The 25048-nt window shown below is 36.5% G+C and carries 21 protein-coding genes, 3 tRNA genes and 1 other RNA gene; 5 read left to right on the plus strand and 20 right to left on the minus strand.

Annotated features, from left to right (window positions below; genetic code table 11):
* Positions 1 to 392 precede the first annotated feature (392 nt).
* From STRPS_RS09200 to STRPS_RS09260, 13 genes are all read right to left on the minus strand, one after another.
* Complete coding sequence (locus tag STRPS_RS09200; protein ID WP_007893027.1) at positions 393 to 1217, minus strand: amino acid ABC transporter substrate-binding protein; 825 nt, start codon at positions 1215 to 1217, stop codon at positions 393 to 395.
* A 25-nt stretch (positions 1218 to 1242) separates the two neighbouring features.
* On the minus strand, positions 1243 to 1872 hold the full coding sequence (locus STRPS_RS09205) for an amino acid ABC transporter ATP-binding protein (protein WP_007893103.1): 630 nt from the start codon (positions 1870 to 1872) through the stop codon (positions 1243 to 1245).
* A gap of 9 nt (positions 1873 to 1881) precedes the next feature.
* The gene (locus STRPS_RS09210) at positions 1882 to 2523 is read right to left on the minus strand and encodes an amino acid ABC transporter permease (protein ID WP_007893239.1); all 642 of its coding nucleotides are present in this window, start codon (positions 2521 to 2523) and stop codon (positions 1882 to 1884) included.
* 100 nt (positions 2524 to 2623) lie between these two features.
* A complete protein-coding gene (locus tag STRPS_RS09215) occupies positions 2624 to 2965 on the minus strand; it encodes a zinc ribbon domain-containing protein YjdM (protein ID WP_007893135.1) in 342 nt (113 codons plus the stop codon).
* Between the two features lie 140 nt (positions 2966 to 3105).
* Complete coding sequence (locus tag STRPS_RS09220; protein WP_007893432.1) at positions 3106 to 4254, minus strand: mannitol-1-phosphate 5-dehydrogenase; 1149 nt, start codon at positions 4252 to 4254, stop codon at positions 3106 to 3108.
* 29 nt (positions 4255 to 4283) lie between these two features.
* A complete protein-coding gene (locus tag STRPS_RS09225) occupies positions 4284 to 4721 on the minus strand; it encodes a PTS sugar transporter subunit IIA (RefSeq protein WP_007893069.1) in 438 nt (145 codons plus the stop codon).
* Position 4722: 1 nt separating this feature from the next.
* The gene (locus STRPS_RS09230) at positions 4723 to 6675 is read right to left on the minus strand and encodes a BglG family transcription antiterminator (protein ID WP_007893129.1); all 1953 of its coding nucleotides are present in this window, start codon (positions 6673 to 6675) and stop codon (positions 4723 to 4725) included.
* A gap of 25 nt (positions 6676 to 6700) precedes the next feature.
* Positions 6701 to 8476 carry a PTS mannitol-specific transporter subunit IIBC gene (locus tag STRPS_RS09235; RefSeq protein WP_007893232.1) on the minus strand — a complete coding sequence of 592 codons (1776 nt, stop codon included), beginning with the start codon at positions 8474 to 8476 and terminating at the stop codon, positions 6701 to 6703.
* 125 nt (positions 8477 to 8601) lie between these two features.
* The gene (gene glmS / locus STRPS_RS09240) at positions 8602 to 10416 is read right to left on the minus strand and encodes a glutamine--fructose-6-phosphate transaminase (isomerizing) (RefSeq protein WP_007893059.1); all 1815 of its coding nucleotides are present in this window, start codon (positions 10414 to 10416) and stop codon (positions 8602 to 8604) included.
* 302 nt (positions 10417 to 10718) lie between these two features.
* Positions 10719 to 11276, minus strand: coding sequence for a signal peptidase I (gene lepB / locus STRPS_RS09245; RefSeq protein ID WP_007893283.1), 558 nt, complete (start codon positions 11274 to 11276; stop codon positions 10719 to 10721).
* 243 nt (positions 11277 to 11519) lie between these two features.
* Entirely contained in the window at positions 11520 to 13022 is a 1503-nt protein-coding gene (pyk, locus tag STRPS_RS09250) for a pyruvate kinase (protein WP_007893011.1), read from the minus strand.
* A gap of 75 nt (positions 13023 to 13097) precedes the next feature.
* Positions 13098 to 14111 (minus strand): 6-phosphofructokinase, encoded by a 1014-nt coding sequence (gene pfkA / locus STRPS_RS09255; RefSeq protein ID WP_003083631.1) that lies wholly within the window; start codon positions 14109 to 14111, stop codon positions 13098 to 13100.
* Positions 14112 to 14191: 80 nt separating this feature from the next.
* Positions 14192 to 17302, minus strand: coding sequence for a DNA polymerase III subunit alpha (locus STRPS_RS09260; RefSeq protein ID WP_007893190.1), 3111 nt, complete (start codon positions 17300 to 17302; stop codon positions 14192 to 14194).
* A gap of 179 nt (positions 17303 to 17481) precedes the next feature.
* On the opposite strand from STRPS_RS09260, the gene STRPS_RS09265 reads away from it, so the two are divergent.
* The 3 genes from STRPS_RS09265 to STRPS_RS09275 are packed head-to-tail and all read left to right on the plus strand — an operon-like array spanning position 17482 to position 19339.
* Complete coding sequence (locus STRPS_RS09265) at positions 17482 to 17850, plus strand: GntR family transcriptional regulator (RefSeq protein ID WP_007893244.1); 369 nt, start codon at positions 17482 to 17484, stop codon at positions 17848 to 17850.
* Between the two features lies 1 nt (position 17851).
* Entirely contained in the window at positions 17852 to 18550 is a 699-nt protein-coding gene (locus STRPS_RS09270; protein WP_007893080.1) for an ABC transporter ATP-binding protein, read from the plus strand.
* Positions 18551 to 18559: 9 nt separating this feature from the next.
* Positions 18560 to 19339, plus strand: coding sequence for a hypothetical protein (locus STRPS_RS09275; protein WP_007893264.1), 780 nt, complete (start codon positions 18560 to 18562; stop codon positions 19337 to 19339).
* Positions 19340 to 19394: 55 nt separating this feature from the next.
* Here the strand turns inward: STRPS_RS09275 and STRPS_RS09280 are convergent, their stop codons facing one another.
* Positions 19395 to 20006, minus strand: a complete 612-nt coding sequence (locus STRPS_RS09280) for a TVP38/TMEM64 family protein (protein WP_037599031.1) — start codon at positions 20004 to 20006, stop codon at positions 19395 to 19397.
* A 92-nt stretch (positions 20007 to 20098) separates the two neighbouring features.
* On the opposite strand from STRPS_RS09280, the gene ssrA reads away from it, so the two are divergent.
* Positions 20099 to 20446: a transfer-messenger RNA gene (gene ssrA / locus STRPS_RS10495) on the plus strand.
* Between the two features lie 119 nt (positions 20447 to 20565).
* The gene (locus STRPS_RS09285) at positions 20566 to 21189 is read left to right on the plus strand and encodes a DUF3862 domain-containing protein (RefSeq protein WP_007893005.1); all 624 of its coding nucleotides are present in this window, start codon (positions 20566 to 20568) and stop codon (positions 21187 to 21189) included.
* A 693-nt stretch (positions 21190 to 21882) separates the two neighbouring features.
* On the opposite strand, the gene STRPS_RS09290 is transcribed toward STRPS_RS09285, so the two are convergent.
* The 6 genes from STRPS_RS09290 to STRPS_RS09315 form a co-directional block, all read right to left on the minus strand.
* Positions 21883 to 21954: transfer RNA gene (locus STRPS_RS09290), tRNA-Arg, on the minus strand.
* A 100-nt stretch (positions 21955 to 22054) separates the two neighbouring features.
* Positions 22055 to 23269: a 30S ribosomal protein S1 gene (gene rpsA, locus STRPS_RS09295; RefSeq protein WP_007893130.1), complete on the minus strand. Its 1215-nt coding sequence runs from the start codon at positions 23267 to 23269 to the stop codon at positions 22055 to 22057.
* Positions 23270 to 23394: 125 nt separating this feature from the next.
* Positions 23395 to 23466, minus strand: a tRNA-Gln gene (locus tag STRPS_RS09300).
* An 8-nt stretch (positions 23467 to 23474) separates the two neighbouring features.
* Positions 23475 to 23555: transfer RNA gene (locus STRPS_RS09305), tRNA-Tyr, on the minus strand.
* A 60-nt stretch (positions 23556 to 23615) separates the two neighbouring features.
* Entirely contained in the window at positions 23616 to 23846 is a 231-nt protein-coding gene (locus STRPS_RS09310) for a DUF2969 domain-containing protein (RefSeq protein WP_007893222.1), read from the minus strand.
* Positions 23847 to 23909: 63 nt separating this feature from the next.
* The gene (locus STRPS_RS09315; RefSeq protein ID WP_007893060.1) at positions 23910 to 24932 is read right to left on the minus strand and encodes a branched-chain amino acid aminotransferase; all 1023 of its coding nucleotides are present in this window, start codon (positions 24930 to 24932) and stop codon (positions 23910 to 23912) included.
* Between the last annotated feature and the right edge of the window lie 116 nt (positions 24933 to 25048).

The following is a 25048-nucleotide window of genomic DNA, read 5'->3' on the forward strand; positions in this document are numbered from 1 at the left end:
AATAAGTACTTACGCATGTATCATACTACTTATCAATTTCTTCGTCAAATATAATTTGAGTATCCTAACGGCAACAGAAGAAGCTTATAAAGTTAGTCTAATCATCATATTATTAGATTAAATTTTAAAATGGCAGAATAAAGACCGGTTTTCTAATTTTTTGAATTATTAAACAAACTTATCTTTGTGATAGCAAAGGGGGCTGAAATAAATGATTAAGCATGCTTAAATTATCTAAAATTTTAACTATGGTCTACTTTTTGTCTACAGATATATATGAGACTTAAATAATTTTTATTATAATTATTAAAATATTAAGAAATCCAAAAAAATACTCCTGATTCGTCCAATTTTCCCAGACAGATCAGGAGTATAAAATGATTAGACTAAAACTATTTTACTTGGTCGGTAGCAACATCCTCGCCGAACCATTTGTTAGAAATCTCTTGAAATTTTCCATTTTTGTAAAGGGTTTTAAAGCCCTTATTTATCATTTTTACTAAGGTTTTATCCTCTTTACGAACACCGACGGCAAAGGCCTCCCCTGCATAGTCACTCTTGGTCATATGGTATTTCTCTAAGTCACCTTCTTGCTTAAGATAATAGTTAGCATACACTTTATCAATTAACAAAGCATCTATCCTATTGTTTTTCAAATCAATAAAGCCTTGGGTGAAGGTTTCGTACTGAGTTGCATCTTGGCCTTTAACGCTATCCTTTAAAACTTTCGGATAACGCGTAAAGGCATCATAACCAGAAGAAGCTGATTGTGCCCCTAATGTTTTCCCCTTCATATCCGAAAAACTCTTGATATGGGCTGCGTTTTTTGATACGAGGACTTGTTCATTTTTCATATAAGGATTTGAAAAAGCAACCTTAGCTTGGCGTTCTTTGGTCACGGAATAACCATTCCAAATCATATCAATTTTACCATTTTTTAGTTCTGTTTCTTTTAAATCCCAATTAATGGCTTGAAATTTAACCCTAATCCCATACTCTGCAAAAACTGCTTTAGCTAACTCAACATCAAAGCCAGTATTCTTACCTGATTCATCTTTATAGCCCATTGGGACAAAGGTATTATCAAATCCTAGCGTAATTGTTTTTTCTTTCTTGTAAGTCTTCCAGGAATCACCTTTGGGTGCTTGGCTTTTACCACAAGCCACCAAAGAAATACTGACTACTACTGTCGTTAAGGTTATGACTAGCTTTTTCATAAATCCATTCCTTACCTTTCCCTCATTATTTAGGATTAACCCTTATAATCTGATCTGAGATGGTTTCAGCAAACTGAAGATCATGGGTGACAACAATTTGCGTAACCCCCATCTCCCGATTTTGTAAAATCAACTTAGCAACTTCATCACGTAATTCTGGATCTAAAGCACTAGTTGGCTCGTCGTAACCAATAATTTGAGGATTAATCATCATGGCTCTTGCTAATGCCACCCTCTGTTTTTGCCCTCCTGATAAAGAGAAGGGATAATCTTCAAGATGATCTTTAAGCCCTAGTCGTCCCAGTATGTCCTGAGCCTTTGCTACTGCTTCCTTTTTTCCTAAGCCCATGGTAAGGGTTGGTGATAAAATCAAATTATCCAAAACTTTTAAGTGTGGGAAAAGTTGAAAATCCTGAAACACAAAACCCAATAAATGACGGTTTTCTAAATGATCAATAGGAACTGATTCACCATTATAAATGATTTCACCAGAATCAATAGGTTCTAGGCCAGCTAACATCCTTAAAAGAGTTGTCTTGCCACCTCCCGAAGGCCCCACCAAAGAAAGAATTTGACCGTCGGCAACTCTTAAACTGAAATGATCAAATATCTGTTTATGGCCAAATTGTTTGGATATATTTTTAAGTTCTAACATATGGCCTCCTTATTTATAATAGTTAAATTTCTTTTCGATATGACGTGACAAGATAGTAACGAGTCCAATTAACAAAAGATATATCATCCCTGCAATAAACATGGGTGCTAAGGTTGCATCACGATTAGCCGCCGTTTTACTTGCCAGTAACAAGTCTCCCACACCTAAGACATAGACTAAGGAGGAATCTTTAACCAAATTAATCACTTCGTTAAAAACACTTGGTAGTACAATTTTAAAAACTTGTGGCAAAATGATGTAACGGATAGTTTGCAAATGATTCAGTCTCAGTACTTTTGCAGCTTCGTATTGTCCTTTAGGAATGGCTTCGATACCACCACGGAATATCTCAGCAAAATAAGCTGCGTAATTCATGGTAAAAGCTAAAATGGCTGCTGGCATTCTATCAAAGGTAATACCTACACTGGGTAAAACATAATAGAAAAAGATCAATTGCAAAAGCAAAGGCGTGCCTCGCATTATCCAGACATAGAGTGTTAGAAGCCACTGTAAGGGCTTAAAAGGTAGCTTCATCAAAAATGCCAATAAAGCACCTAATGGAATGGATAGCATAATAACAATGAAAAAAACTTGTAAGGTAACCTTAGCACCATCCAATAAGCTGGGAAGAACTTGTAAAATATATGACATTTATACTCCAATAGTGAAAATAGTTGTTCTCATTATACCAAATTATCTGAAATTTCGGGAGAACTTTGAATAAAAATACAAAATAATCAGTACTAAAATACTACAATTTTTTAACAAATTCTGACTTTAATTTCATAGCTCCAAAACCGTCAATTTTGCAATCAATATTATGATCCCCTTCAACCAGACGAATATTTTTCACACGCGTTCCCTGTTTAATATCCTTAGGTGCGCCTTTTACTTTAAGATCCTTAATAACCGTAACAGTATCCCCATCTTGAAGCTGAGTTCCATTGCTATCAAGTACTTTTAAAGTATCCGCATCTTCTAAGGCATCAGTTTGATCTGCTGGCCATTCAAAGCTGCACATTGGACAAATGAGCATCAGACCGTCTTCATAAACATATTCAGATTGACATTGTAAACAATTTGGTAGTGACATCGTATTATCTCCTATAGTATAACTATTCTGTGTTTTAACTATTCTACTGTAGATAAGCCTATTTGACAAGTTGAATGCGTTTTAAAAAATGAATTTTTTAAAGAAAAAGCCCCTCTGTCAAATAAGAGGGGAAAAATTAATTAAACTCTGGTCTCAATACTTGTAACTATTTCTTGAATAAGCTCACTATCTTCAAGCGAGGTTACGTCTGCAACAACTTTTTCTAAATTGTTTTCTGATAGCATGACTTGCAGTTGATTGCTCTGTTCATCGTTAGGATCTTTATAGTTAAAAACATAGGCAACTGTTTTTAAAAGCTTGTCATAGGGAAGTTGGCGCTCTTTAAGCTCACGAATTGGACGGATAAAGCGTTCGTCATAACCAAGTTTACGAATTGGTGTTCTAGCTACCCGAACCACATCATCAACAATATAGGGATTTTCAAACCGACTAATGATCACATCATGATAAGCTTCTAATTCTACTAAATCAAAATTCCATTTGGCCACTAACAGAGATCTAATTTCAGCTAAAACAGCCTCTAACATTTCTTTGACTTCTGGTAATTGCAAAGCTTCTAAGATTGTCTTAGCACCTGCGTGTGCCCCTGTGTAAGCTGAGGTAGCATGACCAGTATTGACTGAGAATAATTTACGTTCAATAAAAGGTTGGAGATCCTCTTCGTAGTGAACACCAGCAAGCCGTAATTCTTTATTTTTCATTCGACTTGTTTCAACTACCCATTCATTAAAAGGTTCAACAATAACAAATAAGGGGTCTTCATGCGTCTGGGCTGGAACAATTCTATCAACAGCTGTATTGGGAAAACCTATATAGGTATCTAGATAAGCTTCTGTTTCTTCTGATAAATACTTTCTGACTTCCTCAAGCAAGAACTGAGAACCACCAATCATGTTCTCACATGCTAGCACATCAAGAGGAGTTTGAACACCATTTGTTTGACGTTTTTGAATACCATCAGCAATTAGTTCTGCAATAAAGGGAAGGATATTAGGTCCAATAGCTGTTGTGACAATATCAGCATCAGCAATAGCTTCAACAACTGCTGTGGGATTTAACTGGTTATTAATACCAGCCACATTTTCTATCCTAATACGACCTTTACCATCTTCTGCAATCTCAATCTCATAAGCTCGTCTATCGTTTAAAGCATTAATAATTGCTTCATTAACATCTACAAATTGAATGGAAAAATTATTTGCTGCTAAAATTTCCCCAATAAACCCTCGACCAATATTTCCTGCTCCAAAATGAACTGCTTTTTTCATGACTTACTCCTTTTACTACGAATAGCTCATTAATCAACTGAATTTAATAAGGTAATGATTTCTTCTTCTGTTTTAGCATCAGCTAATTTAACCACATTATTAACATCGGCACAGAAGATTGAAATTTTTTGGATTAATTGCAAATGTTCATCACCAAGGCCTGCAATTCCAAACAACACCGTAACTATTTGAGGATTCTCTTGTGTTCCAAAGTTGACACCGTCCGGGACCTGCACTACTGTTAAACCTGATTTTTTTACTTTGGTTTTAGCTGCATCTGTTCCATGGGGAATAGCAATAAAGTTTCCCATATAGACAGATAGTTCTTGGTTACGATCAAGCATTGATTGGATATAAGCCTCTTCAACATAGCCATTTTGGTAGAGTATCTGACCACAATAACGAATGGCCTCTTCATAGCTATGAAAAGATTGGTTGAGTTTTATGAGTTCTTTTTGAAATTCCATGTTAATTCTCCAATTTTTTAATTTTTTCAGTAAAAATGTGATTTAATAATTGATAAATAATGTCATCATTTCCCTTACGATAGATTTCTGTATAAAGGTGGTTTTCAATTAAAGATTGGCTTATGGCAGTCATTAAATCTCTAATCTCATCACTTTCATTGAGTCGCGTCAGCATGACCAAAATCCGGTTAACCACCTCATCTTGCCCATTCATAGACTTGGCCTTTACTGGCTGGGCCAATTCAAAAACCATAAAGGTCGAATGCTCTACCTGGCTTGACTGAGTATGAACAAGAGCAAGATTAGTCTCTGGAATTGCCATTGGGCTTTCATGGAATCGCTCAATAAGTTTGTGAGCTAGATAATCCTTATCCTTTACCTGAGGGATATCAGCCATAATTTCGACAATTGTTTGTTCAAAGCGCGAGCTATTATAGATATAAGTGACTGCAAAGCTTTCTAAGAGAAACTGACTGGCCTCGAAATAATCTTTAAAAGAAAGATCAGACGGTAAAACGATATTGTCTCTTGGTTTAAAGTCTCGACTAATTTGTACCTGATTAAAAAACTTTTCTAAGTCAATCAGTTCATTTGGACTAGGAAAGGTCGAGACTAAATGAACCTGGTTATTGGCTAGTAATTTTGTCGATAAAACAGCATCGAATACCTCAAAATCACTCTTTGAAAGACTGTCAGTTCCTTTTGTTTGGATACTTTCAATAAAAGGAGCAATGTTCTTCAACCGGGTAATTAATAGCTCAGTTGCTAATGGTCTCTCATCAGTCAACAACAATAAACGAATCGGATAAATGTGTGGACTACGCCGCAAACTTGACGCGAAGTGGAGGGTAATGAGCTCCAACTCACTTTCAGTTCGAAGGAATTGCGGAAAAATTTCCATAACCAGTAATTTGATCAGGCGATGGAGATAGTCACTATGGTTTAGAGCTTGATGAGCTAAATCAGTAGTATGGCTATCAGTGAAAATAAGAGGTACAGCTAAGCTAAGACGAATATGGTTAAATAAAAATTTAAATAATTTGGGGTCTTTTGTAAAATTAATCTTAGTATAGAGGGCTACTTTATCAATCAAATTGGTGACATTGTAAAAAAATTCACTGTCAAAATTCTCTTGAAAAAGCGGTGTTTCTTGCCGCTTGAGCACTAATTGATCAAGCATTCTAGCAAAATATAAAATTTCTTGTAATGGGTAAAAAGTTTGTAATTCCCTTGAAAGCTCAGCAAATACTTTTTGAGAAAAATCAAGGGACAGTTTACTGACTTGTTGCTTCTCCTGAGGAACCTGCCCCCAATTACTTAAGGCCAATAAGAAGACAAAAAACTGAAATAATTTTGAATCCATCTCTGGTAATTCAGACTGGTAGCTTTGAAAAATCTGACAAGCTTTAGCTAAAGTTTTCTTGGGAATGAGGGAATAATGGCCCAGTTGTAACTGATAAAAATCAGATAGATTAATAGTGTTAGATAAAAGTATGGCTAGAAAACGTCTTCTTGAGATCGGAATTGGTCCAAGCTGATAGCCTTTTTGACGATTGATAGGGATATTAAAATCCGCCAAACGCTCTTCAATCAAGGCAATATCTTGAATAACAGTGACATTACTAACCCCTAAAATAACTTGTAGATAGTCATTTGTCACCCCTTGTTCATTGATTAATAAATGATAAGTGATCAGATTTAAGCGTTCACATTTAGTAAATGATTCCTGGCTAGTAAAAGACTGTAAGGCTTCCAAATTACCGCTTAAATAATATTTTTGGTCATCTTTATAGATGACTATATGTAATGGCTCTAAACTATCGGTTAAATCGTTTAAAACCCGATAAACTGTCCGCTTTGAAACCTTTAGAATATCACTCATATTATCAATTGAAAGCTTTCCATAGTTCAGGAAAGCTTTCAAAAGTTCTTCTTCTCGTCTTGTTAGTTGCATAAATTAATTATACACCATTTCTAACTTATTTAGAGATTCTCTCCACCATTTTATCGTATTCACTAGTCGTTACCAAACTGTCCACAGCAAGTAATGTCGCAGCTGGTGCCACTTCTTGTACCTGAGCCTGATTATCAATACTTGTAATAATCAGAATATGACTTGAGTTATGGTCAGCGAGTTTATGATTTTCGACCTTTGTTACTGGGATACTAATAGTTCTTGCTTTGAAAATTTCTTGTAAAGTCGCTTGTCCCATAGTAGCCGAACCCTTAGCATCACCGTAAGCAAAGACCACCTCATCAATATTATGTAAATCAATCACTTCTTGATTTGTGACCAAGTTGGTCTCAGACTTAGGAGTTTCTGGATGAGGCTTTTTTACAAGCTGTGCCACTATTTCATCATATTTTGGAGTAGCTAAGAAATTATCAACTGAAACATGGTTAGCACGTGGCGTTTTTTGGGCTGCACGTGGAGCAAGCTCTTGTTGCGTCACAATCAAGGTATTTGTCACATCAGTCAAATTAGAGATTGCTTTATTGGTTACTGGGATTGATAGTCCGGCCTTTTTGACCTTATCACGAAGGATTGAAGCTCCCATAGCAGAGCTTCCCATACCAGCATCACAGGCGAAGATGATTTGTTGAATAGCATCACCTGAGAACCTTTCTTGTATATCTGATACAGACTGACCTTTTGCCTCTGCTTTTGCTAACTTACTTGCTGCTTGCGCTTCTACTAAAGCACTTTCATCATCTTCTGTTTTATCTGCTTTCAGGATAACAGATGCAATTAAGAAGGAAACAATGGCTGCTGAGAAGACACCTGCCAATACCGAACTTAAATTATACAAGTAATTATCCCCTTTTGGCACCATTCCCCAAATAGCAATGATAGAACCTGGTGATGCTGGCCCTCCAAGACCTGAACCCAATAATTGGTTAGTAAATGTACCTGTCACACCACCACCGATAACAGCTAAGAATAAAGCTGGCTTCATCATCACATATGGGAAGTAAATTTCATGGATCCCGCCAAAGAAATGAATGATTAAAGCACCCCAAGAAGATGATTTCGCTGCTCCTTTACCAAATATTAAGTAAGCTAATAAAATACCAAGACCTGGGCCAGGGTTGGCTTCCAGTAAGAAAAGAATTGACTTACCAGTTTTAGCAACTTGTTCCGCTCCAAGTGGTGTAAAGATACCATGGTTAAGTGCATTATTAAGGAACAAAATTTTAGCTGGTTCAATAAGAATATTTGCTAAAGGCAAAAGTTTCATATCAATAATGCTTTGTACACCGTGACCAACCGCAGTGGTAAAAACAGCAACAAAGGGTCCTACAATTTTAAAAGCCAATAATAATAGCCCAAATCCAATTAAACCGGCAGAAAAGTTATTTACCAACATCTCAAAGCCAGGACGAATTTTTTCTTGGAAAGTGTCATCAAATTTTTTGATAACCCATCCACCTAAAGGTCCCATAGCCATAGCACCAATAAACATTGGTACTGTTGAACCTGCAATAGCACCAAAGGTTGCAATAGCACCAACTACTGCGCCACGTTGCCCATGAACAACATAGCCACCAGTATAACCAATTAGTAGTGGTAACAAATAGGTAATCATTGGTCCAACCGCAGCACCAAATTCTTTATTTGGCATCCAACCAGTTGGAATAAAGAGAGCCGTTAGAATTCCCCAAGCAATAAATGCCCCGATGTTAGGCATGACCATGTTAGATAAGGCTGTACCTAACTTTTGAATTTTAACTTTAAGTGAAGATTTTTGTTCCATCAGAACCGCCTCCTAGTTTATTTACAGTTTTATCATATCATGTAAGGGCTATCAGGGAAACTCAAACTTTGGCACAGAATTTGTGACAAAAAAAGATATCTAAAAAATAGATATCTTTTAATCTTTTATTCTACTGTTACAGCTTTTGCCAAATTACGCGGCTTGTCAACATCTAGTCCACGTTGTAGTGACGCATAATAAGCAATCAATTGCGTTGGAATAACCATTCCAATTGTTGCAAGGTAGGGATGAACCTTGTTAACGACGATATCATCACCTTCACGTTCAAGTCCTTCTTCAACGACCGTTAAGACACTTGCACCACGCGCTGCAACTTCCTGAATATTCCCACGTGTATGTGCTGCAACCAGTTCACTTGACGAAATCAAGCCAATAACTGGTGTTTTATCTTCAATCAGCGAAATCGTACCGTGTTTTAATTCACCTGCAGCGAAACCTTCACATTGAATGTAAGAAATCTCTTTTAATTTAAGTGAGGCTTCCATAGCAACATAGTAATCATTACCGCGACCAATATAGAAAGCATTGCGTGTTGTTGCTAATAAATTTTCAACTTTTGAGGCAATCATGTCTTTTTCTGATAAGGTTGCTTCTATTGATTGGGCAACAAGTGACAACTCATGAACTAAATCAAATTCAATAGCTTCCTTCTTACCATTTGCTTCACCAACCGCTTTCGACAAGAATGCTAATGCAGCTACCTGAGCAGTATAGGCTTTAGTTGAAGCCACTGCTATTTCAGGACCTGCATGTAAAAGCATAGTATAGGTTGCTTCACGAGATAAAGTTGAACCAGGAACATTTGTCACAGTTAAACTTGGAATTCCCATTTGGTTAGCCTTTACCAATACTTGACGGCTATCTGCAGTTTCACCAGATTGACTCAATAAGATAAACATGGGTTTTTGACTCAATAAAGGCATATTGTAGCCCCACTCAGAGGCAACTCCTAATTCAACTGGAGTATCTGTAAGTTGCTCAATCATTGATTTAGCAGCAAAGCCAGCATTGTATGATGTTCCCGCTGCAAGAATATAAATGCGGTCAGCTTCTTGCACTGATTTTACAATTGCTGGATCAATAGCCATTTGACCATCTTCACTTGCATAAGTTGAAATTAACTTACGCATTACGGTTGGCTGTTCATCAATTTCTTTTAGCATGTAGAAAGGATAAGTTCCCTTACCGATATCAGATAAATCTAGTTCAGCAGTGTAGGACTCACGTTCAAGAACATTCCCCTCATAATCAAGAACTTTAGCGGAGTCTTTTGTTAAGATAACAAGCTCTTTGTCATGGATTTCCATAAATTCACTTGTTTCACGGATCATAGCCATAGCATCTGAGCAAACCATATTGTAGCCTTGGCCAAGACCAATTAGTAAGGGAGATTTATTTTTTGCTACATAAATGGTATCTGCATCTTCTCTATCAATCAAAGCAAAGGCATAAGAGCCTTCAATAATTGACAAAGCTTTTTGAAAGGCTTCCAATACTGTAAGCTGATCTTCTTCCACAAATTTTCCAATCAGGTGAACAGCAATTTCTGTATCTGTTTGCCCCTTAAAGTTATGATCAGCCAAAAACTCTTCTTTTATTTGGAGATAGTTTTCGATAACACCATTGTGGACTAAAACAAAACGCCCTGTGGCTGAAGTATGGGGATGAGCATTCTCAACCGTTGCTTGCCCGTGAGTCGCCCAACGTGTATGACCAATTCCCGTACTACCAGCTACGTCAATTCCGATTTTAGCACGCAGATCAGCAATGCGACCAACAGATTTAACTAGGCTTGATTGTTCTCCGTTTGCTACAAAAATACCAGCTGAGTCGTAACCGCGATATTCCAATTTTTCCAGTCCTTGCATCAAAATATCTGTTGCATTACGATTCCCTATTACTCCAACAATTCCACACATAAATAAACACCAAGTAAGCTAGCTTACTTCTTTCTTCTTGTTTTTTAAATTGGTATAGTCTGCTTTCCTTATTAGAAAAGCTATGTTATTAGTATATAATAATGAATTTTTGTTGTCAAATATTATATTGGTATAGTCTGATTTAGAGGGATATCAGATAAGCCTTGTCAAGCAAAGAAGAGTAGACCTCAAATGTTTTCCTGACTATTCCTCTCTTTGGGAGATTTGAAAAGGCATGAGCCTCAGTAAAAAATAGAGACCATGCCTTTTAGTCTATTTATAAGAACTTGCTTTGCACTGCTTTAATCAACCTCTACAAACCCAAATTCATCAATAGGTAGTACTCGGAAAGTGACAACACCTTTAATTTGTTTTTTATCAATCAAGCCAAACTGACGGCTATCAGCACGGTTACGCCGATTATCATTTAACAAAAGATATTTCCCACTAGGGATAACCGTACTCTTTCCTTTTGAAATCGTAGATATATTAAAATCATCTGTAAAAAGACTTCCCACAGGTGAATGTCTTAAGTAATCATTTTTCAACTTTTCAATGTAAGGTTGGTCTTTGATACGATTATTTAAATAAAAAATATCGTCCATATAAGTTGCCCTCTGACCTGCGGTCGCAATCACACGACTGACATATTCTTTTTTATCAACTTTATAGACCACAAAATCTTTATATTGAGGCTCTACATTGTGTTTAATGGTAACCAAGTCACCTGCTTTGAGATAAGGATTTTCTGATTCTTTCGTAACTTCAAATGTAGAAAAGACAAAAATACTTAAAAGTGCTGCAACAATAGCCACAATTAAAACAATAATAATATTTCGAATAAAATCTCTTTTTACCATATTTGCTCCTAATCTTAGGTCTATTATAGCATGTTATGCTTGATAACAAAAGACTAGAACTTAGAAGAAGTCTATTCAATGGACAAAAAGATAGTCATTTTTGTGGGTCATTATCATCAATTTTACAAATTAATAAATGAGATATAAAAAGCCAACAAGACAGCATTCTGAGTATCAGAAAACTAATTTTGTTGGCTTTTTATATTTGAGCTTAGACTGTTGTCTCAGAGTCTTTTAGACGTTTTATTTAACAGTACGAACTCGCATGGTATTAGTTCCACCAGAACCAACTGGGACACCAGCAACAATAATGATGTTATCACCTGAGCTAACCATTCCTGACTTAAGAGCCAATTTTTCAGCTACTTCAAACATATCATCGGTAGAAGATGGTTTATCTGCAACAATTGGAGTTACTCCCCAATAAATCATAAGAGCTTTTTGCACTTTTTCATCAAAAGTAACAGCTAAAATATCTGAATCCGGACGGAATTTTGAGATAGCACGGGCTGTATTACCAGTTTCAGTAATTGTTACAACAAGTTTGATGTCCATAGAATGCGTTGCATCTTTAACTGCAGAAGCAATAACATCAGTCTTATTAGTACGTGGGAAAGTAGAAGAGTCTAAACGACCATACTCATTAAGAAGTGTTTGCGCATTTTTATCAATTGTCGCCATAGTACGTACTGCTTCTACAGGATACTTACCGTTTGCTGATTCACCTGAAAGCATCGTTGCATCAGTACCATCAATAACTGCATTAAAGACGTCCGAAACTTCTGAACGTGTTGCACGTGGTTTTTCAGTCATTGTTTCAAGCATGTTTGTCGCTGTAATAACTGCTTTACCAGCTGCGTTTACTTTTGTAATAATCATTTTTTGGAAAACTGGTACCATTTCAAATGGCACTTCAATTCCCATGTCACCACGAGCAATCATGATACCATCTGCTGCTTCGATGATTTCGTCAAGGTTATCAATACCTTGTTGGTTTTCAATTTTAGCAAATAATTGAACGTGGTCATTTCCAGTTTCACGACAAATCTCACGTACTTCTTCAACATCTTTAGCAGTACGCACAAATGAAATCGCAATAAAGTTCAAACCTTGTTCTAAACCAAAACGGATATCAGCATTATCACGCTCAGCTAGAGCAGGGAATGGAATCTTAGTGTTCGGAATATTAACACCTTTTTGTTTTGCAATAGTGCCATCGTTTTCAACGGTAACGATAAATTGACGTGTCGCAATGTCTTTTTCAACGACTTTCAATCCTAACTTACCATCGTCAATAAGAATCGTATGCCCCACTTCAACTTCATCATAGATATCTAAGTTACCGGCTACACTCAAAGCGATGACATCACGAGTAGACTTTATACCTTGTTCAGTAGCAACACGAATACGTTCACCAGTTAGGTAACTATATTCTTTAGCATCTTCTTCAAACAATTCTGTACGCATTTCTGGCCCTTTAGTATCTAAAAGGAAACCAACTTTTTTGCGCGCAATTTCTTCTGCGCGACGTACAGTTGCCATACGGTCACCTTGTTCTTGATGATCACCGTGTGAGAAATTGAAACGGAAAACATTTGCACCAGCTTCGATTAATTCAGCAATTTTTTTTGCTGACTCTTCAACGTCAAGTTGACCAGCCCAGTAGCCATCTTCACCAAATCTTTTTCCACCACGGATTTCTACCGCAGGACCAAGTGTTGCAACAATTTTTACACGTTTACTCATAATATTATGAAACTCCTTATTTTTTTGTCGACTATCGACATTTAACAAAAATTAACTATAGCTTACAGATTGCTTTTATCTTGAAAGTGAACGATTTAATTTAGCAAAATCAAGACGTGCTTTATGAGGATTATTAACAATAATCTTACCATCTTCAGCTAAAGTGAATAAAGCACCTTCTTCGGCAGTTCCAAGGATTGGGCTTTCGACTAGTTCCTCATTGTGAATACCCACTGCCAAACCACCACGGCCTTCTTTAAGAAGTTTCACAGCATGTGCTCCCAATCGTGAAGCCAGAACACGATCACGCGCAGTTGGTGAACCACCACGTAAAATATGTCCTAGGTTTGTTACACGTAAATCGCTCTTATCACCGGCAGCTTTGAGTTTTTCAGCAAATTCAGCACCACTCATAACACCTTCTGCAAGAACAATAATATGATGGTTTTTACCTTGTTTTTTGAAGTCATTCTCAATGGTTTCAGCAACTTGTTTAATATCAAAACCTTCTTCAGGTACAATAATCTGATCAGCACCACTTGAGATACCCGCCCAAAGAGCAATATCCCCTGCGTTACGCCCCATCACTTCAACAACAAATGTACGGCCATGACTTGAAGAAGTATCACGTAATTTGTCAATAGCTTCAACGGCAGTATTTACAGCGGTATCAAAACCAATTGTGAAATCAGTGCCAGCAATATCATTATCAATTGTTCCAGGAACTCCTACTGCAGGGAAGCCGTGTTCTGTCAAGCGCATTGCTCCATGATATGAACCATCTCCACCAATAACAACCACTCCTTCGATGTTATTTTTCTTAAGTTGTTCAATACCAGCTAGTTGACCTTCTAATTGCGCAAATTCTGGATAACGAGCAGAGTATAGGAAAGTTCCTCCACGGGAAATTTTGTCACCAACGTCTCTAGAACTGATAGGGAAAATATCACCAGCAACCAAGCCTGCATAACCATGGTTAACTCCATAAACTTCCATACCTTCTGAGATTGCTTTACGAACAACCGCGCGGATAGCAGCGTTCATACCAGGGGCATCACCACCACTTGATAAAACAGCAATACGTTTCATTTTTTTGGTACTCCTTTAATTAATTTAACGTTCCCATTATAGCATATTCCCTTGCAAATTTCTTCACTATTGGGCTAAAATTATCGAAAAACCGTTTTCACGACTAATTCTTTAAGAGCCTCCTCTAATTCTAAACTACCATCTACAAGAATATGGTTTAATTGAAGCGTTTCCTTGGTTTTTTGGTAATGAATAACAACAGGGTATTGACCTGTAAACTCCTCTAAAATTTTAGCAACCCTTTGATCATTTTCATGGGTGTCAAGGAGAATCCAGTATTTCTTTTGATTAGCTACTGTAATCGTTTGAGCAACAATCTGTAGACGATTGTCACGTTCCTTTACCCTTCCTTGGATAAATACCATCTGACCCTCTGTCAAAAGATAATTAAACTGCAAAAATTCTTGAGGAAATACCGTGACATCAATTTTTTTCTTGGTATCAGTTACAGTTAAGAAAGCCATTTGTTGCCCACTACTTTTCGTGCGGATAATCCTCACCTTTTCAATTTGAACAAGGATAGTATGTTCACTGTCTTTAAGAAGTTTTGTTATTGGAGTAAATGCTTGGTCTGTTTTTTCAGCAATTTCCAGTAAAGGATGTGGACTAAGACCAATACCAATATAATTTTCTTCTAACTGGTACTTTTCCCTATTTGAAAAATCATCACAGTCCGACCAGCTAAAAGAGGAATCAGCAAAGAGAGAGCCAAGTTCTGAAACAAAAATCAGTAATCCATCTAGATTGTTTAAAACTTTCCTACGATTGGACTCAAATAGATCAAATAAACCAACAGCAAACAAAGGTTCCAGCAAGTCTTTTTTCTGATACTTAGTTGGTAAGGCACTTAAAAAGGATTCAATACTCGAAAAAGGCCGCTTTTCAATAATCCAATAAGCCAAATCACGTGGAAGCCCCTTAATATTTTTTAAGCCCATATAAATCTTGTTGCTATCAATTTTATCATTATATGGAATGTTATTAATGGTCAATGGTACCACTTTAAAATCTGATTCTAAGGCATCACTGATGTAGTCACTATTGGAGTAATTCATAATGACATCAAAGAAAACCGCAGGATAATGTGCCTTGAAATAGGCCAACTGAAAAGCAAGAGCAGAATAAGCAAAAGCATGACTTCTGTTAAAACCGTAACCTGCAAACTTTTCCATTCTATTAAATAAAAGCCTAGCTGTTTCTTCAGAACGACCAAGCCTAGCAGCACCTTCCAGAAAGTCATTTTCCATTTTTTTCATTTCTGCTAGGTTCTTTTTGGACATAGCCCTGCGCAAGAGATCGGCTTTACCTAAGGTAAAACCGGCAAAAACTTGTGCAATTTGCATAACTTGCTCTTGATAAAGCATAATACCATAAGTTGGCTCTAAAATAGGAGCAATAACCGGATCAATTAAATCAATTTTTTCTTGCCCTCTTCTCCGCTTAATGAAATTATTAGTATAGTCGCTAGCCCCTGGCCTATTTAAACTTGTTGTCGCAACAATTTCTTCAAATCGCTTAGGTTTAATGCGTTTTAGTAAACTAATGGCACCGCTTTGCTCAAATTGAAAAATGCCCTTAGTATCTCCTTTAGCAAAGAGTTCGAGTGTTTTGGGATCTTCCAAGTCAATCTCTTCAATGATAATGTCTTTACCAAAGTCCTTAGCGACTTTCTCTTTCATCTTTTGCACAAATGTTAAATTTCTTAAACCGAGAAAATCCATCTTCAAAAGACCATTTGCTTCAACTGCTGGCGCATCATACTGCGTCACCATCATTTCTATCCCTTCTTTCAAAGGAATATGGTCTGTCAAAAGATCATCACTCATGACTATTCCGGCAGCATGAATGGACGTTTGCCTAGGGTTGCCTTCAATTCGCTTAGCTATTTCAAAAGCTTTTTGTAATTCTAAACGGCTATTGATCGTTTGGCGGAAACTAATATTTTTTTCGTAGATAGAGGTTAAAGTGTCTTTAAAAGCAATTTTTTTACTTAGATTGCTAATCTCATATTCTGGAACCCCAAACCGTTTAAAGACATCTCTAATAGCCTGTTTAGCTCCAAAAGTTGAAAAAGTGACAATTTGAGCAGAATGATCACTACCATAACGATTTCGAACATAGTGTAAGAACTCAGAACGATAAATATCCGGTAGATCAATATCAATATCGGGCATACTATAGCGTTCTTTATTTAAAAAACGCTCAAAAAGTAAATTATGCTTAACAGGATCAATTCCAGTAATATTTAAAGCATAAGCAACCAAACTACCAGCAGCTGAGCCACGGCCCATGCCCATATAATAGCCTTTACTACGTCCAAACCGGAGTAAATCCCAAACAATCAAAAAATAGTCATCAAACCCCATATCCGAGATAATTTGAAGTTCCTTTTCCAAACGTTCCTGATAAATATCTTGCCAGAGTCCTTTTTTCTTTAAACCATCTTCAGTTAATTCCTTCAGCTCTTCCTTAGCTGCTCTTTGGCGATTAAAGCGTGGTAATTTGAACTCATGGTCAAACTCGTAACGAATATCTTTTAATAAATCAGCCAAATGGTCATTAATACCTGGATAAAGCTCCTCAAACTTTTGAGCAATTTCTTTTGGATCTTTCAGATATTGCCCAGCTTCTACAACTTTCGTTTCTGACAACGTTACATTATCTCGGATAGCATGCAATACTTGCAAGGTCTCCCTTTCAGAATCAGAAAAATACCGCACAGTTCGCAAGGGTATTAGATTTTGCAGAGGGAGCGGCTGAACCAATTTAGTCTCCTCAAAAACACCAGTAAAATAAGGAAAACCAAGCTCTATACCGTGTAAATGTGGCTGATAAGGTAATATAACCATAAGGCCATCAAGAAAATCCTTGATGTGCTCTGGGGTAAACTCAGCCGACATCCGCAGAGTGGAAAGCTTCAAGAGGTTTTGATAGCCTAAATTATTTTTAGCAAGGAGATATAAAGACTCTTCCTTGCCTTGGATTGGATATTCAATTGCTAATCCTAAAATAGGCTGTAAACCGGCTTTTTGAGCTTTTAGGATAAAATGATAAGCAGCATATAAACAATCTTTATCCATGATACCAATTGATTGATAACCAATCCTTTTAGCTTCTGAGATGTAATGATCTAAATCAATTAAACTATCCATAAATGAATATACCGTTTTGGTATCTAATTGTACAAACATGGCTTCTCCTCTACATGATTTCTTCTATTATACTATGAAAATGGCCCTCGTGCTTTCTTTTTATCCTCAATCCCTGCCTCAATCTCGTTTTTTAGAAATTAATAAGTTGACTTTTACTACTTTTTTCTGTACTATTTATATAGTACAAGTGATAATTAATCACGAAGAGAGGAGACCGTATGTCTTGGAATTTTGATGAAAAATCGCCGATTTATGCTCAGATTGCACAACATATCAAAATGCAAATTGTCAGTCATGAGATCACTATTGGGCAACAATTACCAACTGTACGAGAATATGCAGAAACGGCTGGTGTTAACCCTAATACCATGCAACGAGCTTTTACCGAATTAGAACGTGAGGGCATTGTTTATTCCCAACGCACAGCTGGTCGTTTTGTAACAGATAATCAAGCATTAATTGCAGAAAAACGTCGTGAATTGTCTCGAAGCGAACTTGAGTCCTTCGTTAGCAATATGGTAAAAATTGGCTTTGATAAGTCACAAATTATACCAGAACTTGAAAATTTTCTAAAGGAGGGTTCTTAAGATGTCACAACTTTTACAGCTACACCATGTTTCAAAAGCTTTCAAAGGGAAAAAGGTTATAGATGATCTAACACTGACAATCCCATCTGGAAAAATCGTTGGCTTACTTGGACCTAATGGCTCAGGAAAAACAACTTTGATTAAGTTAATTAATGGTCTAATCCAGCCTAATAAAGGGGATATTGTCATTGATGGCTACCGTCCCTCAATTGATACAAAGAAAATTATTTCTTATTTACCTGATACCTCTTATTTGCGAGAAGACATGAAAATTTCAGATATCATTGACTACTTCAGTGATTTTTACGAAGATTTTGATGCTACAAAAGCTCATAGCTTACTTCGTGATCTTCATTTAAACCTAAATGACCACCTTAAAAATCTCTCGAAAGGGAACAAGGAAAAAGTACAATTGATACTTGTGATGAGCCGTAAAGCAAAACTTTACATTCTTGATGAACCTATTGGTGGCGTGGATCCTGCTGCACGTGATTATATTTTGAAAACAATTATTAATAACTACAGTGAAGATGCTACCGTTCTTATTTCAACTCACCTTATTTCTGATATTGAACCTATTCTTGATGAAGTCATTTTTCTTAAAGATGGACAGGTTGCTATTACCGGTTCAGTAGATGAGTTGAGAGAAAATCACGCGATGTCCATTGACACTCTCTTTAGAAACACATATAAAGTATAGGAGGAAGCAATGTTTGGTAAATTATTAAAATATGAATTCAGGTCAATAGGTAAGTGGTACTTTGGATTGAACGCTGGCATAGTTGCAATTGCTGCCATTCTATCCTTGGTTATTAAAATAGTAATCAAGAAAAATCCTGATGTTAGCCTTTTATCAAAATTCTTACCTTTTTCACTTATCCTTATTTTTGGAGCTCTAATTGCCGGCTCTCTCCTAGCTACTTTATTAATTATTATTAATCGGTTTAACAAAAACATTTATGGCCGCGAAGGTTATTTAACAATGACCTTACCTGTGTCAGAACATAAACTAATTCTAGCAAAATTATTATCCTCAGTTACTTGCAGTTTCTTTAACTTTCTGGTCTTAGTAGCAGCCTTCGCTATTTTAATCCTACCTCAATTCAATAAATCAGATCTTCTAAATGGCATGAACCAACTATTAAAAGTTGCTCCGCAACATATGAACCTTATCGCCTTTCTTTGCGTGACAATAGTATTATCAACCCTATCTAGTATCCTTGCTATCTATTTCGCCATTTCAATCGGTCAGTTATTTTCAAATCGCCGTGGCTTAAAAGCCTTTATGGCATACTTTATTATCCAACTTACTCTCAGCATTATCTTCACATACATCAACACAAACATTTTAGGACTTGAGTTTGATCAAGAGATTGACTTTACAACCAATTATTACTTCTTAGTCACTTCTCTAGAAGGACTCTTCCAAATCATTCTCTATTATTTCGGAACCCATTTTATCATGAAATACAAACTCAATTTACAATAATCCTAAAACCATTTACAAACGAAAAAGGTGGGCATCTGGCCCAACCTTTTTTTAATTAGTTAAAGAAAAATTTAATGATATCTTTTCCAAAAATGAAAAGGTAACTGTAACCAATGATCGATATCGGCTTTGCAATCATCATAATCGTCATAAAGCGTTTAACAGACATATTGGTTAGAGCAGTAATCATAACCATAATATCTGCTGGAGCTATCGGAGAGACCATACAAAAAATAAACAGCTTTTCATAACCAGGAGTCTCCAGTTTTTTTTCATACTTGTAGAAGGTTTTTTTATCAAGAAAAAGGAGAATAAACTTTTTCCCATAAATTCTAACCAATATAAATAAGATGTAACTCCCAATCAATATCCCAAAATAATTGAGCAAGAAACCTTTGATGGGACCAAAAATAAGAAATCCAAAAACAGTTGTTATACCACCAGGAATGACTGGAAAAACAATTTGAAAAATTTGGATAATAATAAAGATAAATGGACCCCAAAATTTATACTGGTTGATAACATCTTTCAAAACATTTTTATCATTAAATATACCCATCTTATACAACCAGAAAGCTAAAACAAAGGACCCTATGAGAGCTATAATTCCCAAAACTTTAAATAGTTGCTGAAAAAAGGCATAGGCTTTTGGATTCTTGATTTTCATGCTTTTATCATACCATAAGATAGATAATTTTGCCATACGAAACATTTTCTGATATAATAATTCTTGTAAGTTTTTCTTACCCTTTTAACAAAGGGGTTGTTACGGATTCGACAGGCATTATGAGACATGTTCTGCGACCCATCGGCAGATGTAAAATGCCAGTTAAATATAACTGCAAAAAATACAAACTCTTACGCTTTAGCTGCCTAAAAACCAGTTAGCGTGACTTCTACAAGATTGCTTGTGTCCTGTTAGAAGTCTCAAAATAGCAAGCTACATTTAAGGTATTGTCTACTACCTTAAAAAGAGATTTCTAGACTCGCAAGGTAATGGCTTGAGTTATGTGTCCTTACCTTGTTAAATCAAGACATAACCTATGGTTGTAGACGAATATGTTGGCAGGTGTTTGGACGTGGGTTCGACTCCCACCAGCTCCATTAAAACTTACTAAAACCCTTACCTAAGGGTTTTATTTTTTAGACCTTCACTATCACTTAACTTAAACTTGATCAAAATATCTTATAACAGTGACTTTATTAACGGAGAAATAATTTAAACTATGAAAAAACGTTCATTCATTCTGACAGCACTTCTTCCCGTCCTTTGCTTTAGTATGGTGGCCTGTGGCAAAAGTTCCGACAGTAAACCTTCATCTAAGGATAAACCATCTCTAATCGCCAAATCTCAAGAAGCAGCTCCTCATCAAGACAAGCGACTCGCTTTTGAAAACATTCACATTGCTAGTGCTGATCAAGAATTCAAAGGAGGATCCTCTATTGAAGATTTAACTAACTTGTTTGGAAGCCCAAGTAAACATGAAAAAAAACCTGCTGGTAATGTTACCCTTGATCATTACACTTGGACATTTGATAAGGTCACTATTCAAGCAAATATGTATCAAAACTCTACCATTGTCAAATCTATTGCCAATTTTGCCTTTAATAGAAAACCTAAAATTTCTCTAAAAGACTACAACAAACTTCAAAAAGGCATGACCTATAACCAAGTGACAAGAATATTGACAGAGCCAGATGATTATACTCATGCGAGTTCTAGCGACAAAATACAACGACAAGCTGTATGGATCAGCGGCTTAAAAGCAAATGCTCAAGGAAGTCATATTAACCTCCTATTCGAAAACGATAAACTTATCCAACTTAGTCAAAGAGGTCTCCTCAAATAGGACTGATATCATAGATAAAGAGGCTGGGACAAAAAGATATTAATTTTTGAGATTCCCTGCCATTAATTTTTCCAATTGATAAATGAAACCCAAAAAGCGAACAAAACTCATTTTCTGATACTCAGAATACTGTCTTGTTCGCTTTTTATATTTAAGCTTAGACTTTTGTCCCAGACTCTTTATTTTGGGGAAATTTTAGCCAATAAGCAAAAAAGCCTAATTTGTGCTCTACTCCAAAAGTTAGACAAATGATATTTCCCCTTTTTACTGAACTAATCTAGTGAAAGGGGTTTTTATATGAAATTAAGTTATAAAGATAAACTGGCAATTTATTATTTAAATAAGTTAGGTATTTCTTGAACTCAACTAGAAAGGCAATTGGAGCTAATCCCTAGTCATTTGAAATATACTATTCGACTATCCAACACGGCAGTCCATAAGACGCTTAAAAAGCTTGTCGGTAGAAATACCCATATTCATTCTTTGAGGACTACTTATGTTTTGTACCCAATCAAGAATAACATCAATGTAGTCCAAGTATCAAAATTGATTGGACGCACGAATCCCAATACCACTTTGACACTTTACTCTCACTTATTTAAGCAACAAGAAATGGAATCAGTAAATCAAATAAATCATATATTTAGGACAATAAAAAAGCCCAATTTAATAGGCTTTTTTGTATGATTTAAATCCACCTTGAGAGAATCGAACTCCCATCTCAAGAACCGGAATCTTACGTGATATCCATTACACTAAAGGTGGTAACACCATAATAGTATATCACAAAAATTACATTTGTGAAATAGAAATCATAAGTTTTGACTAGAAAAAAAGCTAAGAAAATCTTAGCTTTTAGACGTTATTATAATTCAATATCACCGAATAAATCAGCCATTGAGAATCCAGTTTGAGTTTCTGGTAATTCATAGTCACGTTTAGCTTCACGTTTTGGACGGCGTGGACGTGATTGGCGTTTTTCACTGTTGTTGCTGTCGTTGTCACCTTCAGCTTGTGCTGGGCGTTCTTCAAGAGCTTTGATTGAAAGTGATACACGTTCGTCAGCTGCATTCACCTCAAGAACTTTAACAGTAACTTCTTGACCTACAGAAAGTACATCTTTTGGATTTTCAACACGTTTGTGTGAGATTTGTGAAATATGAACAAGTCCATCAATTCCAGGTAATACTTCAACAAAAGCACCAAAATCAGTAAGACGTTTTACTTTACCTTCAACAACATCACCTTGAGCAAGTTTTTGTTCAACACCATCCCATGGTCCAGGAGTAGTTGCTTTAAGTGAAAGTGATACACGACCAGCTTCTTCGTCGATTGATAGAACTTTAACTTCAACTTCTTCACCGACACTTACAACTGATTTAGGTGAAACATTACGTTCATGAGATAACTCAGTAACGTGAACAAGTCCATCAACACCACCAAGATCAATGAAAGCACCAAAGCTAGTTAAACGAGCAACAGTACCAGTCACAACTGAACCTTCAGAAAGTTTTGAAAATACTTCTTCGCGAGCTGCTGCAGAAGCTTCTTCAATGACTTCACGACGTGACAAGATAAAACGGTTTTCAGCAGCATCAACTTCTTTAATTTTTGCGTCAAATTCTTGACCTACAAATTTTTCAGTATTGCGTACGAAACGAGTATCAATCATTGAAGCAGGAATAAATCCACGTAAACCTTCAAATTCAACTGAAAGACCACCTTTAACAGCGCGAGTTCCTTTAACAGTAACTACTTCACCTTCACGACCAATAAGTTTGTCCCATGCTTTGCGAGCTTCTAAACGTTTTTTAGATACTAGGAAAGTAACTGTATCAGTATCCTTACCTACAACTTGACGAAGAACAAGCACTTCAACAGTGTCACCAGCTTTAACATAATCATTGATGTCAGCGTCACGATCGTTAGTCAATTCGCGAAGAGTTAAAACACCTTCCACACCAGTACCATCAATAACAACGTTTGCTTGACCGTTATCAACTGTTAAAACTTCCGCAGTGACTACATCACCAGGGTTTACTTCGCTAACACTGTTTAGCAAATCTTCAAATTCATTCATTCTAAAAAATCCTCCAACAAAAGCAAGCTGTGCTTGCTTTTGATAACAATATATTTTCTCAAGGTAACCCGCAACGACAACAACTCTTATCTTTGACGGTCTCAGACTCTATCTGATACCTCTGACTGGGGTAGCTGGATTCGAACCAACGCATGAGGGAGTCAAAGTCCCTTGCCTTACCGCTTGGCTATACCCCAAATAGAAATGGAAAGAGAGGGATTCGAACCCCCGAACCCGAAGGAGCGGATTTACAGTCCGCCGCGTTTAGCCTCTTCGCTATCTTTCCATAACAACAAAAACTATTCTACCATAGTTTTATTGCTCACGCAAGTGTTTTTACCCACTTTTAGTGATTCAAATTGTAGGTTTCAATGATACTTTCAACCGCTTGTTCCAAGGTTTTAAAGAAACTTTCAGCACTGCCGTTATTAACAACCACAAACCTTTCGTCAAGCTCTGCAATTTCACCGACAAGACGTTTTCCATTTAGTAACTGATAACCATTCACTAGCGTATTTTCAAGTGAAACCTTATGATCAAGAATTTGAATTTCAATTTTTTTATCTTTTTTACCCATTCTACACCTCGCTTTATCCATTTTACACAAAAAGAAAAAAGCTTGCAAGAGCAAGCTTTGGATTTAATCAACTTTTACAATCCAGCCTTCTGGGGCCTCAATATCACCAACTTGAATGCCTACCAATTCGTCATATAAGCGGCGAGTTACTGGTCCCACTTCTGTCTCACTGTAAAAAACATGTAAGTGATTGCGATACTGAATACCACCAATTGGTGAGATTACAGCAGCTGTTCCACAGGCACCAGCTTCTACAAATTGCCCTAAATCGTTAATTGGAACGTCCCCTTCAATAACAGTCATTCCTAGCCTCTTTTCAGCTAATTCGAGAAGAGAATATTTAGTAATGGATGGTAGAATTGATGGACTTAAAGGAGTGATAAACTCGTTATTAGCAGTAATACCGAAGAAATTCGCAGCACCTACTTCTTCAATTTTAGTATGAGTGGCTGGATCTAAATAAATCACATCAGAAAAACCACTTGCTTTTGCTGCTTTACCTGGTAACAGCGAGCCAGCGTAATTGCCTCCGACCTTTGCTGCACCTGTTCCAAATGGTGCAGCACGGTCATAATCTTCTGAAACAATAAAATTTGTTGGCATTAAGCCACCTTTAAAATAAGCACCTACTGGCATTGCAAAGATAGTAAAGATATACTCATCAGCTGGTCTGACACCAATAACATCCCCGATACCAATTAATAAGGGACGAAGATATAGACTCGCTCCTGTGCCATAAGGTGGCACATAATCTTGGTTTGCTTTGACCACTTGCTTAACCGCTTCAATAAATTGTTCTGTTGATATTTGTGGCATCAATAAACGGTCTGCCGTCGCCTGTAAACGAGCGGCATTACAATCAGGACGAAAGAGTTGAATAGACCCATCTTTTGTCCTATATGCCTTTAACCCCTCAAAAGCTTGTTGACCATAATGTAAGGCAGGGGCTGCTTCGGATAGATGTAATGTGGCATCTTCAGTAAGTTGTCCTTGATCCCATTTTCCATCTTTAAAATAAGAAATATAACGGTAAGGTAATTTATGGTATTCAAATCCGAGATTATCCCAATCTATATCAAGTGTCATATCGTATCCTCATTTCTGCTTTTATATATTGTATCGTAATTTTCGTGGAAAGCAACCAATGCCTAATTTTTTAATTTTCAGAAAAATACATTTAAACTAAAAAGAACTTCCGCCCT

The sequence above is a fragment of the Streptococcus pseudoporcinus LQ 940-04 genome (assembly GCF_000188035.1).
Lineage (GTDB): Bacteria > Bacillota > Bacilli > Lactobacillales > Streptococcaceae > Streptococcus > Streptococcus pseudoporcinus.